General features: G+C 59.5%; 13 protein-coding genes. All 13 read right to left on the reverse strand.

Translation table 11 applies throughout. The features are described 5' to 3' along the window. Positions 1-45: 45 nt before the first annotated feature. A complete protein-coding gene (locus tag ACW4YW_RS11295) occupies positions 46-1218 on the reverse strand; it encodes an O-succinylhomoserine sulfhydrylase (RefSeq protein WP_457137634.1) in 1173 nt (390 codons plus the stop codon). A 201-nt stretch (positions 1219-1419) separates the two neighbouring features. Further along, complete coding sequence (purF, locus tag ACW4YW_RS11300) at positions 1420-2955, reverse strand: amidophosphoribosyltransferase (protein ID WP_457137635.1); 1536 nt, start codon at positions 2953-2955, stop codon at positions 1420-1422. Positions 2956-3013: 58 nt separating this feature from the next. Beyond that, positions 3014-3505, reverse strand: coding sequence for a CvpA family protein (locus tag ACW4YW_RS11305; protein WP_457137636.1), 492 nt, complete (start codon positions 3503-3505; stop codon positions 3014-3016). 2 nt (positions 3506-3507) lie between these two features. Next, positions 3508-4185, reverse strand: a complete 678-nt coding sequence (locus ACW4YW_RS11310; protein WP_457137637.1) for an SPOR domain-containing protein — start codon at positions 4183-4185, stop codon at positions 3508-3510. A 25-nt stretch (positions 4186-4210) separates the two neighbouring features. Next, the gene (gene folC, locus ACW4YW_RS11315; protein ID WP_457137638.1) at positions 4211-5512 is read right to left on the reverse strand and encodes a bifunctional tetrahydrofolate synthase/dihydrofolate synthase; all 1302 of its coding nucleotides are present in this window, start codon (positions 5510-5512) and stop codon (positions 4211-4213) included. A 15-nt stretch (positions 5513-5527) separates the two neighbouring features. Beyond that, positions 5528-6397, reverse strand: a complete 870-nt coding sequence (gene accD / locus ACW4YW_RS11320; protein WP_457137639.1) for an acetyl-CoA carboxylase, carboxyltransferase subunit beta — start codon at positions 6395-6397, stop codon at positions 5528-5530. A gap of 102 nt (positions 6398-6499) precedes the next feature. Then, positions 6500-7306: a tryptophan synthase subunit alpha gene (trpA, locus tag ACW4YW_RS11325; protein WP_457137640.1), complete on the reverse strand. Its 807-nt coding sequence runs from the start codon at positions 7304-7306 to the stop codon at positions 6500-6502. Positions 7307-7319: 13 nt separating this feature from the next. Continuing rightward, positions 7320-8522, reverse strand: coding sequence for a tryptophan synthase subunit beta (trpB, locus tag ACW4YW_RS11330; RefSeq protein WP_457137641.1), 1203 nt, complete (start codon positions 8520-8522; stop codon positions 7320-7322). Further along, positions 8509-9132: a phosphoribosylanthranilate isomerase gene (locus ACW4YW_RS11335; protein ID WP_457137642.1), complete on the reverse strand. Its 624-nt coding sequence runs from the start codon at positions 9130-9132 to the stop codon at positions 8509-8511. Before ACW4YW_RS11335 ends, trpB begins: the two co-directional genes overlap by 14 nt. A 77-nt stretch (positions 9133-9209) precedes the next feature. After that, positions 9210-9995 carry a tRNA pseudouridine(38-40) synthase TruA gene (gene truA / locus ACW4YW_RS11340; protein ID WP_457137643.1) on the reverse strand — a complete coding sequence of 262 codons (786 nt, stop codon included), beginning with the start codon at positions 9993-9995 and terminating at the stop codon, positions 9210-9212. Positions 9996-10123: 128 nt separating this feature from the next. Then, complete coding sequence (locus ACW4YW_RS11345) at positions 10124-13264, reverse strand: FimV/HubP family polar landmark protein (RefSeq protein ID WP_457137644.1); 3141 nt, start codon at positions 13262-13264, stop codon at positions 10124-10126. Positions 13265-13421: 157 nt separating this feature from the next. After that, a complete protein-coding gene (gene asd, locus ACW4YW_RS11350; RefSeq protein ID WP_457137802.1) occupies positions 13422-14534 on the reverse strand; it encodes an aspartate-semialdehyde dehydrogenase in 1113 nt (370 codons plus the stop codon). A gap of 57 nt (positions 14535-14591) precedes the next feature. Further along, positions 14592-15647, reverse strand: coding sequence for a 3-isopropylmalate dehydrogenase (gene leuB, locus ACW4YW_RS11355; protein ID WP_457137645.1), 1056 nt, complete (start codon positions 15645-15647; stop codon positions 14592-14594). Positions 15648-15664: the final 17 nt, after the last annotated feature.

A 15664-nucleotide genomic window follows, 5' to 3' on the forward strand; every position in this document is an offset into this window, starting at 1 on the left:
ACTGTCATTATGACAGGCTTACGCTGCAATAGTGCCCGGTTAATCCTAGCTGCTGAGCCAGGCGAGGTCGGCCTTGAGATCGTCGATATGCTCCAGGCCGACGGCAATGCGCACCAGGCCGTCGCCGACACCCGCCGCCGCCCTGGCTTCAGGGCTGACGCGGCTGTGGGTGGTCGTGGCCGGATGCGTAATCGTGCTTTTCGCGTCCCCGAGGTTCGCCGTGATCGAGATCATCCTGGTGGCATCGATCAAATGCCAGGCCGCAGGCTGGCCGCCCTTGACGTCGAACGACACAATGGCGCCGCCGCTCTTCTGTTGCTTCTGCGCCAACGCATATTGCGGATGGGACGGCAGCCCGGGGTAGTACACACGTTCGACCCGCGGTTGCTGTTCCAGCCACTGGGCGAGCGCCAAAGCATTGCGCGCATGGGCCTCCATGCGCACATGCAAGGTCTCCAGCCCCTTGAGGAACACCCAGGCATTGAACGCGCTCATGGTGGGACCAGCCGTGCGCAAGAAGCCGTAGACCGGTTCCAGCACGTCCTTGCGGCCCAATACCGCGCCGCCCAGGCAGCGCCCCTGCCCGTCGATGTACTTGGTGGCGGAATGCACCACGATATCCGCGCCGAGCTCCAGGGGCTTCTGCAATGCAGGCGTGCAAAAGCAGTTATCCACGGCAAGCAGCGCTCCGGCCTGGTGCGCAATCTCGGCTACCGCCGCAATATCGCAGATTTCGGTCAGCGGGTTGGAGGGCGTCTCCAGGAAGAACAGCTTGGTATTAGGCTTGACCGCCGCTTTCCATGCCTCCGGATCGGAAAGCTGAACGAAGGTGGTTTCCAACCCCCAGCGCTTGAGGATATTGCTGAATAATTGCACCGATGTGCCGAAAATGCTGCGCGAAGCAACCACATGGTCGCCGGCGGAACACACGCCCATGACGCACGCAAGGATGGCCGACATGCCGGAAGAAGTCGCCACGCAAAATTCCGCCCCTTCCAGTGCCGCTAGCTTGTTCTGGAACATGCTGACGGTAGGATTGGTAAAGCGTGAATAGATATTGCCCGGCTCCTGGCCGCCAAAGCGCGCGGCAGCCTGTGCGGCATTTTCGAATACGAAACTGGATGTCAGGAACATGGCCTCGGAGTTCTCCCCGAATGGCGTGTGCTCGCTACCTGCACGCACGCTCAATGTTTCTGCATGCCATTCATGCTGACTCATACTTCTTACCTTCCCGCCCGCTATCGGGCTCAATAACAAAAAGGACGGGCATAAAAAAACCCGCTGTAGCGCCTGGGCTAAAACGGGTTTTTCAATATCAACTCGCTTTAGCAGTATTTATATTGCGCCCGCAAGCTGAGTGCTACTTCTCCTCAAATCGGCGCATGGGTTGATATTAGTCCCGCCAGGGCCCGGCGTCAACTATACCAGCTCCTCCTCTTCGGTCCCGACGAGGTTGAGGTCAAGCTGGGTGATCGAATTGGCCGGGCGCTTCTGCGCGGCACCGTCGCCCCGCACCGTTTCCGCACGCGCCAGGTAGGCTTCGTCGATATCACCGGTGATGTACTTGCCGTCAAAACAGGAGCAATCGAATACCTCGATGTCGGGGTTGCTCTTCTGCACGGCGCTGATCAAGGCATCCAGATCCTGGTAGATCAAGGCGTCTGCGCCGATTTCCGCGCAGATTTCCTCATCCGTGCGCCCGGTGGCCAACAGCTCGCTGCGCGAAGGCATATCGATGCCATAGACGTTGGGATAACGCACCGGAGGCGCGGCAGAGGCGAAGAACACCTTGCTCGCGCCGGCATCACGCGCCATCTGCACGATCTGCTGGGAAGTGGTTCCCCGCACGATGGAGTCGTCCACCAACAGCACGTTCTTGCCCTGGAACTCCATGCCGATGGGGTTGAGCTTCTGGCGTACCGATTTCTTGCGCAAGGCCTGCCCGGGCATGATGAAGGTACGGCCAATGTAGCGGTTCTTGATGAAGCCCTCGCGATAGGTCAGGTTGAGCTTGTTCGCCAGCTCCAGCGCACTCGGGCGACTGGTATCCGGAATCGGGATCACCACGTCGATCTTCAAGTGCTTCCACTCGCGTGCGATCTTGTCGGCCAGGCTTTCGCCCATGTGCAAACGGGTCTGGTAGACGGAAACGTTGTCGATGACGGAGTCGGGGCGCGCCAGATAGACGTACTCGAAAATACAAGGGGATAGCTGCGGCGCCTCGGCACATTGGCGCGAGAAGAAATTGCCGTCCAGGTCGATGAAAATCGCTTCTCCCGGCTCGACATCGCGCACCAGCGTGAAGCCTAGCACGTCCAGCGCCACGCTTTCGGAAGCGACAATATACTCGGTGCCCTGCTCGGATTCGTTCTTGCCGATGACCAGGGGGCGGATGCCATGCGGATCGCGGAATGCCAGCAGGCCGAAATTCGCGATCATGGCCACTACGGCATAAGCGCCGCGGCAGCGCTTGTGCACGCCGGCCACAGCCTCGAAAATCATGTCGGTATTGAGGACCGCGTTGTGCGAGGAGGTCTCGATCTCGTGCGCAAGCACATTCAGCAGCACTTCGGAATCGGAACTGGTATTGATGTGGCGCAAGTCCTGCCTGAACATCTCCTGCTTGAGCTGGGCGGAATTGGTCAGGTTGCCGTTATGCCCCAGCACGATGCCGAATGGGGAGTTCACGTAGAAAGGCTGGGCTTCCGCCGCGGACGAGGAGCCGGCGGTGGGATAGCGCACGTGGGCGATGCCCGCGTTGCCGATCAGGCTGCGCATATGCCGTGTCCGGAATACGTCCTGGACCAGGCCGTTGTTTTTATGCATGAAGAAGGTATTGCCATCGCAGGTAACAATCCCCGCAGCATCCTGGCCCCGATGCTGCAAGACCAGGAGCCCATCGTACAGCAGCTGGTTGACTGGGTTTTTACCGACTACACCGATAATTCCACACATGAGCTATATGCCTTAGAAACGAAAATCTGGAATAACTAGACAAGCCATTGGCCTCAATCTAGTCGTATTTAATATGTTTTGCAATATCCTGCGGAAACCAGGGCAGGATGCCGACGACCATTGCCTCCAGTGGCGCGCTGAACATCGCATTGCGCCAACGCGGATCTTGCGGCAGCGACGTCAGGCCTGCCAACAGCACCAGCGTCAGTATAATCAGCAGCCCACGGGCGAACCCGAAGAGGCCGCCCAGCCCCCTATCGAGGGCGCTCAGGCCTATGGTCTTGAATATTTGCGCAATCGCGATCGCCAGCAGGCTACACACCAATAATGTGGACAAAAACAAAATTAAAAAGGCCGCAAGGAATTTCAACTCTTCCGCCGGGATGGAATCGGGCAGCATGGTCGACACTTCCACGGTGTACAGCTTGGCTACCACGAATGCAATGACCCAGGCTGCCAGCGCCAGCACCTCGCGCACAAACCCGCGCATCATGCTGAGCAGGACGGAAACGCCCATGATCACCAGCACTGCGTAGTCAAAGCCGGTCATTGCTATTTGTTGCTGATGACCATTCCGGACAAACCGGCCGCCTTGACCTTGCCCAACGCCTGCTCGGCAGCTTCACGGCTGGCAAACGGCCCGACACGCAGCCGGGTTTTGTCGCCACTGGCAGTGGCGATGACCTCGGTATGCGACTTCAGGCCCTGGCCTGATAGCTTATCCTGCAAATTCTTGACATTGATCGGGTCGGAAAATACGCCGATCTGCACCAGGAAGCTGCCTGTAGCGGCTGGCTTGGCTTCGGCGGGCTTTTGCTTTGCCGGTTCGGCTTTCGGCGCTTCGGACTTGTGAGGCTCGGCTTTTGGAGCAACAGGCTTAGCGTCAGGCTTGGCTGCTTCCTTCCTTGCCGACTCCTGCTTGGGCGCAGGCGGCACAGGGGCTTCAAAGTCGGGTTCCGTATCCGGCGATTCCGGCGCGGACAATACAGGTTCGGTGACGACCTCCTCTACAGGCTCCCCCTGGGGAGCCACCTTGGAGGTGAACTCAGGGCCGTCCTGGCTGGGAATGTTGATCGCGATTTCCTGCGGCGGGGTCTTGCTGCTGCGGTCATCAAGCACCATCGGCAGGATGGTGACCATCAGCAGCACCAATGCGATGGCCCCTACCAGGCGCCTGCGCGCACGTTTCTTGAACTGAAGTTCCTGATCACTCGACTGGTCAGATGCCATCAAAAATCCTACTATCCTTGTTGAGTCAGTGCGCCGCTATCTCTGCAGAACCGGATATGGCAAGCTCGCGCATGATATCGGCCACAGTGAAGAACGAACCAAAGACGATAATTCTATCATTTTCGCCTGCATCGTTACAGGCTTGCCGATAAGCAGCGCTGACATCGGCATGAATGGATACCGTGCCGGATGCCTCCTGCGCCAGCACGCATTCACGCAGCTGCGCGGCGCCAGCGCCCCGGCCATGCGCCACCTTGGCGATATACCAGGCATCGATATGAGGTGCGGTCGCCTGCACCACTCCTGGAATGTCCTTATCGGCCAGCATGGAAAACACCGCCAGCGTGCGCCCAGCAACCGGATGCTGTGCGAGATTGGAGGCCAGCGCCCAGGCGGCATGCGGGTTATGGGCGACATCCAGGATCACTTGCGGCTGCTGGCGGCACAGCTGGAAGCGGCCATTGAGGGCAACACCCTGCAATCCCTGCCGCATGTGTTGCAGCGTCGCTGGCAATACTTCCTGCAAGGCATCGACGGCATTGACGACGCAAGCCGCGTTATTGAGCTGGAACTCGCCCGCCAAGGCGGGCAGGGGCAACAGGTGCTCATGGATTGTCGAACGGTAAAGCCAGCCGGCCCCTTGCGGCTGGAAGCGGAATTCCCTGCCGATCAGGCGCAGATCGGCGCCGATTTCGGCAGCATGGGCCTGGAGAGACGATGGCGGATGGTCGTCGCCGCATATTGCCGGGATGCCGCTGCGGAACACCCCCGCCTTCTCCCGCCCTATGCACTCGCGGTCATTGCCGAGGAAATCCATATGGTCCAGGTCCACGCTGGTGACGATGCTGCACACCGGCGAAAATACATTGACGGCATCCAGGCGGCCGCCCAGGCCGACCTCCAATATCGCCACATCGACATTCGCTTTCACCATGCTCCAAACGGCAGCCAAGGTGCCGAATTCGAAATAGGTCAATGCGGTTTCATGGCGCGCCTGCTCTATCGCCTCAAAAGCCTCGACCAGCACGGCATCTTCAGCCTCGATCCCGCCGATGCGCACGCGCTCGTTATAGCGTACAAAATGCGGAGAGGTATAGCAGCCGACCTTGTAGCCGGCTGCCTGGTAAATGCTTTCCAGCATGGCGCAGGTCGAGCCTTTGCCGTTGGTGCCCGCCACGATCACGATGGGGAATTGCGGATGCAGCCCCAGGCGCTGGCGGACCAGCTCGACGCGCTCCAGCCCCATCTCGATGGAGGCCGGATGCAATGCCTCGATATAAGCAAGCCAGCCCGCTAAGTCACGAGTGGCAGGAAAAAAGGATGTCACAGGAGATTGAATGGGTTACGCCGCGCTTGCAGGAATACGCATAAAGCTGGTCATCAGGGTCGCCAATTTGTCGCGCATTTCACGCCTGTCGACAATCATATCGATTGCGCCATGCTCCAACAGGAACTCAGAGCGCTGAAACCCTTCCGGCAGCGTTTCGCGCACGGTCTGCTCAATCACGCGCGGACCGGCAAAGCCGATCAACGCTTGCGGCTCGGCAATGATCACGTCGCCCAGCATGGCAAAGCTCGCCGACACCCCGCCCATGGTCGGGTCGGTCAACACCGAGATATAAGGCAGGCCGGCCTTGCTCAGCTTGGTCAGTGCGGCGCTGGTCTTGGCCATTTGCATCAGGGAGAACAAGCCTTCCTGCATACGCGCGCCGCCGCTGGCCGATACGCAGATGAACGCGGTATTGTTGTCAATTGCGGCCTGCACGCCGCGGGCAAAACGCTCGCCCACGACCGAGCCCATGGAGCCGCCCATGAACTTGAACTCGAATGCCGCAGCCACCACGCCCACCGTCTTGATGCTGCCTTGCATGACGATCAGCGAGTCGGTTTCATCCATCTCTGCCTGCGTGGCCTTCAAGCGGTCGACATAACGCTTGCTGTCCTTGAACTTGAGCGGGTCGACCGGCTGGACTTCCATGCCGATCTCGGAACGCCCTTCCGCATCCAGCAGGAAATTCAGGCGCGTACGCGCAGAGATGCGGTTATGGTAGGAACACTTGGGGCAAACCTCGGCATTGCTTTCCAGGTCGGTACGGTACAGCACCGATTCGCATGAAGGGCATTTGCTCCACAATCCCTCCGGCACGGTCTTGCGGCTATTGCCCGCCGGGCGGTTGATCTTGGGAGGCAGAAGTTTTTGCAACCAGCTCATGGTTTATCCTTTACTCAGAAATGAAGCGGCCGACGATGATCGCCAGCCCCCTACTTTCAACTTGCTTTCATTCAAGCAGGCGGTCCTGCCTGCTTTCAATGATTAATTCTTCGTATCGTCAATAGCGAGACGCATGCTATGCGCCAATTTCGCCACGTTGCCCAGCAAATCACCCTCGCTTGAGTTTTCGATTTCCTGAATCATGCGGCTGCCGATCACCACGGCATCGGCCACTTCGGCCACCGATTTTGCCGTGGCGGCATCGCGCACGCCAAAACCAACGCCGATGGGCAGATCAGTCTGGCCGCGGATCGCCTTCACCTTAGACCCGACCTCGACAATATCCAGGTTCTTGGAGCCGGTAACGCCCTTGAGCGACACATAATAAACAAAACCCGCAGCCTGGTGCACGATCATGTCGACGCGGCTGATCTCGGAGGTAGGCGACAGCAGGAATATCGGGTCCAGCTGTTGGGCTTTCAGTACCTTGACGAAATCCTGGCACTCCTCTGGCGGATAGTCTACCGTCAGCACGCCGTCCACGCCCGCGGCATGGGCGCGCTCGGCAAACTGCGCCTGCCCCATGGCCTCTATGGGGTTGGCATATCCCATCAACACGACCGGCGTCTTGTCATCGGTGAGGCGGAACTCGCGCACCATGTCCAGCACATCGCCGAGGCCGACCTTGTGCGCCAGGGCGCGCTCGGTGGCACGCTGGATGACGGGGCCGTCCGCCATGGGGTCGGAGAATGGCACGCCCAGCTCGATGATGTCGGAGCCGGACTGCACCAGGGCATGCATCAATGCCACGGTATGCTTAGGGTGGGGATCGCCCGCAGTGATATAGGGGATCAGGGCTTTCTTGCCTTGCGACTTGAGGGCCGCAAAAGTTGCTTGAATACGAGACATGTGAAAAACCAGCTTACAGAGTGATGCCAGCCAGGCTGGCTACGGTGTTGATATCCTTGTCGCCGCGTCCGGACAGGTTGACCAGCAACGCCTGGTCAGGCGACATGGTCGCTGCGAGCTTCATCGCATAGGCCAGGGCATGGCTGGATTCCAGCGCAGGGATGATGCCTTCGGTACGGCACAGCGTATGGAACGCCTCCATGGCCTCATCGTCCGTGATCGCGACGTATTCGGCACGCTTGATATCCTTGAGCCATGCATGTTCAGGGCCGACCCCAGGATAATCCAGCCCGGCCGAAACCGAATGCGTCTCGATGATCTGGCCGTTCTCGTCCTGCATCAGGTAGGTACGGTTGCCGTGCAGCACGCCGGCAGGACTGTTGGCGGTCAAAGGCGCGGCATGCTTACCGGTTTCGATGCCGTGACCGGCAGCTTCGACACCGATCAGGCGCACCCCTTCCACATCGATGTAGGGATAGAAAATACCCATGGCGTTGGAGCCGCCGCCGACACAGGCGATCACCGCATCCGGCTGGCGGCCGATCATTTCCTGCATCTGCTGCTTGGCTTCGATGCCGATCACCGCCTGGAAGTCGCGCACCATCATGGGATAAGGATGAGGGCCTGCAACGGTGCCGATAATATAGAAAGTATTCGAGATGTTGGTTACCCAGTCGCGCATGGCTTCATTGAGCGCATCCTTGAGGGTCTTGGAGCCGCTTTCCACCGGCACAACGGTTGCGCCCAGCAGCTTCATTCGATAGACATTGGGCGCCTGGCGTTTGACGTCTTCCGAACCCATATACACGACACACTCAAGGCCCAGGCGGGCTGCAATCGTGGCTGTGGCCACGCCATGCTGTCCCGCACCGGTCTCGGCGATTACGCGCGGCTTGCCCATGCGCTTGGCGAGCAACGCCTGGCCGATTGTATTGTTCACCTTGTGGGCGCCGGTGTGGTTCAAATCCTCGCGCTTGAGGTAAATCCTCGCGCCACCGGCTTTCTGCGTCAGGCGCTCGGCATAGTAAACCGGGCTGGGGCGCCCAACAAAATGCTTGAGGTCGTAGGCGAATTCGGCAAGGAACTCGGGATCGTGGCGATAGCGCTCATACATGACGCGCAACTCTTCAAGCGCCTCAACCAGCGTCTCGGCCACAAAAATACCGCCATAAGGGCCAAAATGGCCACGCTCATCCGGCATGTCATAAAGCTGCATTCTTTACTCCTTGCATGAACGCGGCAATCTTGCCCGCATCCTTGATTCCTTTGGTTTGTTCGACTCCGCCGCTGACGTCGACCGCATAAGGTCGCACCTGGCGGATGGCCTCTGTCACGTTGTCAGGGTTCAGTCCGCCTGCCAGCACGACGGACACTGGCAATTGACGCGGGACCAGGCCCCAGTCAAACACCTGCCCCGTGCCGCCTGCCACGCCTGGCAAATAGGCGTCCAGCAATAGCGAGCGGGCATCGTGGTATTGAGTGGCGTATTGTAGCAAATTTGTATCATTCTTGACGCGGACCGCCTTCATATAAGGCACGCCGTAAAGCCGGCAAGCCTCGGGAGCCTCGTCGCCATGGAACTGCAATAGATCAAGCCTGACCTTGGCGAGCACCGCCTCTATTTCGCTTGGCGCCGCATCGACGAACAAGCCGACGATGCTGACAAAAGGCGGCAGCGCGGCAACGATTTCTCCAGCCCGCTGCAAATCGACATTCCTGGGGCTAGGCCGGTAGAACACCAGCCCGATGGCATCGCAGCCATGCTCGACGGCGGCTAGCGCATCCTCGACGCGGGTAATTCCGCAAATTTTGACACGGGTTCTCAAACTAAAAAAAGCACCTGTCCTTGAAAGGCGCTAGGGTACCTCAAAGCCGGCCCCCTGTCACAAAAATCCTGATGCTCTCAGGCAATGCCGAGCTGCAATTTTCGCTCAGTCCCGGGCAACCCCCAGCGGGCGTCATAGCCCACCCCGGTCAGGTAAAGGCCGTCAGGCGAAAAGGTGGGGGGCGAAAGCGTACGGTCCTGCGCCGCGAGCAACTCCGCCATGAAGGCGGGGGGATATTTCCCCTTGCCGATATAGACCAGCGCTCCCACCATATTGCGCACCTGGTGGTGCAGGAAGGCATTGGCGCAGAAATCGAATACCAGGCTGCTGCCAAAGGCGCTGACCGAGGCACGGTGCATGGTCTTGACCGGCGACTTCGCCTGGCATTCCGCCGCACGGAACGCGCTGAAATCATGCTGCCCCTGCAAATAGGCCATGGCTTCCTGCATCGCCTGCAGGTCGAGCGGCTGATGAAACCACCCCGCCTTTCCCGCCATCACCGCTGGGGCCACTGGCTGGTTGATGAGCCAGTATTGATAACTGCGCTGGTAGGCATCGAACCGGGCATGAAAACGCGCATCCACTTCGTTCGCCCATAAAACGCGCACGCCTCTTGGCAGCCTGGTGTTCACGCCACGCACCCAGGCATTTTGCGGCCGCACAGCCATCGTATCGAAATGCACGACCTGAGACAGGGCGTGAACCCCGGTATCAGTACGCCCGGCAGCGGAGACCCTCACCTCGTGGCCAGCCAGCTGCGATAATGCGGATTCCAGGGCATCCTGCACGGCGAGCCCGTTGGGCTGGCTCTGCCAGCCGCAAAAGCCGGCACCGTCATATTCAATCCCCAACGCCAGCCTCATACGCTGCCACCCTGCTCCAGATACTTGTTCATGGCGCTATTTTACCCTTGCCTGCCATCGTGTTTGAGCGGCATGCCAATAAAAAAGCCGGGCAATGCCCGGCTTTGCATGGAAGGCTGGCGCATTAATCAGGCAAGGCTATCCAGGATAGACTGGGCCTTTTGCTTTTGCCGCGGACCACCCTCTTTCAGGATTTCCTCGAGCAATTCGCGCGCGCCTTCGTTGTCCCCCATATCCATGTAGGCAGTCACCAGATCCAGCTTGGTGTCCACATCGGCCGACTCTTCAACCTCGCCTTCTGCAGCCAGGCTTTCCGTTTCTGCCGAGTCGCCCGCAACATCCAGGCTGATGCCGGAAAGGTCGATATCTGCGGTGCTAGCCGGAGCAGGCTCATCCTCGTCAATATCGAGATCGAAATCTGGAAATACGATCTCTTCTTCCTGGTCCGCTGGCGTCTCCGTTGCACTGCCACTGCTATCCGAGTCGCCGCCATCTAGGTCTATCTCGGCAAAATTGAAATCGGGCGCCGCATCATCCTCTGCCTCACCCGCCTCAGGAAGCGTTCCAGCAGTATCCTGGCCATCGCCCAGCAACTCGGACAAATCGTCGTCACCCGCTGCCGCTTCAAGCTCTGTTGAGGCCGGCTCTTCAGCGAAACTGATTTCCGGCAGGTCAAAATCGATATCGGGCAGGCCGTCATCCTCTACGTTGTCGCTCTCTGCGGCAGGGCTTTCGGTCGCAGGGTTGGGAAGCTCGATTTCCGGCAATTCGATCTCGGGCAAGCCCAGGTCGACATCGGGAGTTTGCAACGGCGAATCTGCCGGCTGCGGCTGACTGTCCACTTCATCCAGCTCGGGAATGAAGAACTCGGGCACGGCATCGGCATCCAATTCGGTTGCCGCATCCTCATCCGTTTCATTGCCAGGCAATTCCGGTAAGTCAAAGTCCGGGATTGCAGCATCAAGCTCTGCAATATCCAGTTGCAAGCTGTTCTTGGCCGGCGGCTCAGGCAAGTCAAGCGTGAAATCCATGCTGTTGCCCGCATGCTGGTCGGCGGCATCTGCCTCCACTGCCTGGGTACCGTCCAGCGAAGTGGCATCCAAGTCGAAATCAAGCGCCGGCAAGTCGCGCTCTTCTGCCTGGCCGTCATCCGCCCCGCTGACAGGCGCATCGTCAACAGCAGAGTCTTGTCCGTCCTTTTCATCCAACAGGCTGCTGCCGGCTGCAATAGCGGCACCGGCAAGCGCAGCGTTGGTGAATGCCGTATGTTGATCGCGCGCAGCCTGCTGCTCAGAATCGCCGGTTTGGGACACGTCGTGCGCGGGCAATGATGCGGGACGCTCGACTATATTGTCTTCCGAATACAGGGGGTTGTCCGGCTCCAGCTTGCGCCCCATTGCGGCAACCTTGCCCCAGATGGGATCGGCTGCGCCCAATGTGGTATAGATTTCGCCCGCGACCGTTTCGAATGCGGAAGTATCGTTACGCGCCGCATAAATCTCGAGCAGCTTGAGATGCAGTTCGTGGCGCTGAGGTTCCTTGACGATCGCATCCTTGAGGATTTCCTCAGCCTGCGCATCGCGCCCATATGCCATATAGACTTCAGCCTCGGCAATGGGGTCGACGTCGTGCGTATCGATCATGCCGCCGGTATTCTGGGAGAAGTCGTTGAGGAAGGAGGTATCCCCTGTATTGACGGTGGCACCGGCGGTATTGCCGAACACGGTATTGGGCTTGAGCCCGCCGGCCGTCTGGATTCCCCTTTCGAAACTGTCCAGCTCGCGCTTGCGTTTGTTGCGCATATATAGCCAGCCGCCGAGCAATAAGACGATACCGCCGGCAGCCAACGCGAGCGGCAATGGATCATCGCCGACCAGCTCGTCAAACAAGCTGGGTTCTTCCGCTGCCGGAGCAACAGGTGCAGGCGCCGGTTGAGGTTCCGGCTTCACAGGTTCCGCCTCGTCGCCTGCCGGTGCGGCATCAGTGGCAGGCTCCTGTGCGGCAGGCTCTGCCGCAGGTGCAGCGGCTTCAGGTTCAGGCTGTGGCTCTGGCGTTTCTGCAGGAGGAGGTGCCGGAGTTTCCTCAGGCTTGACGGGAGGCGCGTCGCCGTTCTGCAGGTTAGCCAACGCCTGGTTCTTGATTGCCAGCAGCTTCTGCATGTCGGCGATTTGCTTCTCGAGCATCGCAGCACGCTCGACCGCCTCCTTCAAGCTTTTGTCCTTGGCAGTGAGCTCTTCCTGCATGGCATTCAATTGCGCCTGGCTGGCATTGTTGCTGGAAAGCCTGACCACGTCACGGGAAGCGTCGGCAGGCGGCGCAGCACGGTCAGTCGCTGGAGAGGAAATGCGTCCAGATGCCGATTGTTGCGCTCCGCCATCGGTTGAAGGCGCTGACTCGGCAGCCAGGTCAGCCAGGCGGTTGCGATAGGCGTTCCAGTCAGCGGTCTGTACCCTGACCTCCCGCGTTGCCTCGGCAGGTGTGAGTTGTTGCAGCTCGCTTGCGCTCGGCACGCGCAATATCTGCCCCACCTTCAGGCGGTTCATGTTCTTGCCGGCAAAGGCATCCTCGTTGGCGCGGTACAGCCCGACCAGCATCTGGTCAAGGCTGACGCCCTGCACCTGGTGCTCTCGCGCAATCGCGCTCAAGGTGTCCCCGCTGGCGGTGGTATAGCTTTGCGACGCGGAGCTTTGTGCTGGGGCAACTGGTTCTGGAGCGGCTCTTGCTGGGGTTTGAGTCGGTGCCGATGGGCGTTGGGTAGCTGTATTGGCGGGCTGAGGAGTCTGTGCCGGGGTAGCGGCGGGTGCAGGGATGGCAGGCGCCGCGCTCGGCGGCAGTTGCACGCCATTGTAGACCTGCGCCTGGTTGTTGTAGCCGGGCGGGTCGAGCAATACGGTGTATTCGCGCAGCAAGCGGCCAGTTGCCCAATCGACCTGGATCAGCATATCCAGGAAAGGGTCACTGATGGCCTGCGACGACGTGAGCTTGAGTACGGGGGCGCCATCGGCGCGCTTGCTCACATCGACCTTGATGGCATTGTGGATTGCCGTGCGTTCCACGCCCTGGACATTGTAGGCTTCCTGTGGTGCGATGGCCGCCGTCAACGTCGCCAGTTCATCCGGCGTAGTGGAGAGAAGTTCAATTTCAGCAGAAAGCGGCTCACCAAGTCCGGATGTCACGGTCAAGCGGCCCAGGCCTGCAGCCTCGCCCACCATTGGCGCAAACGCCAACAACATGGCAAGTGCGACCCCCTTTAGTTTGGACTTATGCACTATTCCACCCTTATCAACTTTTAAATAGCATTATTAAGCTAACATCAATCAGTTACCGTTTCAAGCTAATACATAACTTTACATTCTCAATGCCAGCCCAGGCAGCACAGGGCGGCTGCATCCCCTGGAACCAAGATCGCCAGGGTGCAGAACGCAATCAGGCTTCCACCAGGATGCGCAGCATGCGGCGCAACGGCTCTGCGGCGCCCCATAACAACTGGTCGCCCACGGTGAAGGCGGAGAGATAGTCGCCGCCCATGCCCATCTTGCGCAGGCGCCCAACCGGGGTCTGCAAGGTGCCGGTCACCGCTGCGGGGCTCAAGCGCTTCATGGTCGCATCGCGCTCGTTGGGCACGACTTCCGCCCATGGGTTGGCTTCTGCCAACATATCGGCTATCTCATCCAACGGCACATCTTGCTTCAACTTGATAGTCAAGGCCTGGGAGTGGCAGCGCATCGCGCCAATGCGCACGCATAATCCATCGATCACGATAGGATTGGCCTCGCGTCCCAAAATCTTGTTGGTTTCCGCCATGCCCTTCCATTCTTCCTTGCTCTGGCCGTTGCCCAAGTCCTTGTCTATCCATGGGATCAGGCTGCCGGCAAGCGGAACGCCGAAATGGTCGACCGGCAATTCGGCGCTACGCAGGGTATCCGCCACCTTGCGGTCAATATCCAGGATGGCCGAGGACGGGTCTTGCAACTCGGATGCGACACCGGCATGCACCACGCCCATCTGCTTGATGAGTTCGCGCATGTTCTGTGCGCCGGCGCCGGAAGCAGCCTGGTAGGTCATGGCAGTCGCCCACTCGACCAGGTCGGCCTTGAACAGCCCGTTCAAAGCCATCAGCATCAGAGAGACGGTACAGTTGCCGCCGATCCAGTTGCGCCCGCCTGCCGACAATGCCTGCTTGATTACGTCCAGATTGACGGGATCCAGGATAACCACGGCATCCTTTTCCATGCGCAGTGTGGAGGCGGCATCGATCCAGTGGCCCTGCCAGCCTTCGGCGCGCAGCTTGGGGAAGATGTCGCTGGTATAGTCGCCGCCCTGGCAGGAAACGATGATGTCCATGGCCTTGAGCTCGGCAAGCGACTTCGCATCCTTGAGCGGAGGCGTGTCGCGGCCAATCGCAGGGCCTGCGCCGCCAGTCTGCGAGGTGGTGAAGAATATGGGCTCGATATCCTTGAAGTCGCCTTCCGCCATCATGCGCTGCATGAGCACGGAACCCACCATGCCCCGCCAGCCGACAAACCCTACTTTGAACATCATCTCTTCCTGGTTAAGTGGCCCTGTACGGGCCTATCGTTGTGTCTGATTTTACGATTATAGCGCCGCTACAACCGCATCGCCCATTTCGCTGCACTTGACCTTGTTGGTGCCCTCGGTCCAGATATCCGCTGTGCGGTATCCCTGCTGCAGCGCTTTCTTTACAGCGTTTTCCACGCGGCTGGCATTGGCTTCGTCATTGAAGGTGTAGCGCAACATCATGGCGGCGGAAAGAATGGTCGCCAGCGGGTTGGCAATATCCTTGCCTGCAATATCCGGCGCGGAACCGTGGCTAGGCTCGTACATGCCCTTGTTGTCCTGGTCCAGCGATGCGGAAGGCAGCATGCCGATGGAGCCGGTCAACATGGAGGCCTCGTCCGAGAGAATATCGCCAAAGATGTTGCCGGTGACCATCACGTCGAATTGCTTGGGCGCACGGATCAATTGCATCGCGGCATTATCAACATACATGTGGCTGAGCTCGACATCCGGATACTCCTTCGCCACCTCGATCATCACCTGGCGCCAGAGTTCGGTGGTTTCCAGCACGTTGGCCTTGTCCACGGAACAGACTTTCTTGTTGCGTTTCTGCGCGATGCTGAACGCCACATGCGCGATGCGGCGGATTTCGGATTCGTTGTAGCGCATGGTGTTGACGCCTTCGCGCTCGCCGTTGTCCAGCGTGGAAATACCGCGCGGCTGGCCGAAATAGATGTCGCCGGTCAGTTCGCGCACGATCATGATGTCCAAGCCGGAAACCACTTCCGGCTTCAGTGTGGATGCAGAGGCCAACTCGGGATACAACAAGGCGGGACGCAGGTTGGCGAACAGGTTGAGTTCCTTGCGGATACGCAGCAGGCCGCGCTCAGGACGCTTGTCGCGCGGCAGGGTATCGTATTTCCAGTCGCCCACCGCGCCGAGCAGCACGGCATCGGCCTCCTTGGCAAGATTGAGCGTCGCCTCGGGCAACGGGTCGCCTGCCGCCTCGTAGCCTGCGCCGCCGATCGGCGCTTCCTGCAACTCCAAGTTGAGATCAAGCGCCTTCAGAACCTTGACGGCTTGCGCCACAATTTCAGGACCAATGCCGTCACCCGGCAATACCGCAATCTTCATAAACGTGTTCCCAGATA

It is taken from the genome of Methylobacillus pratensis (assembly GCF_054072455.1).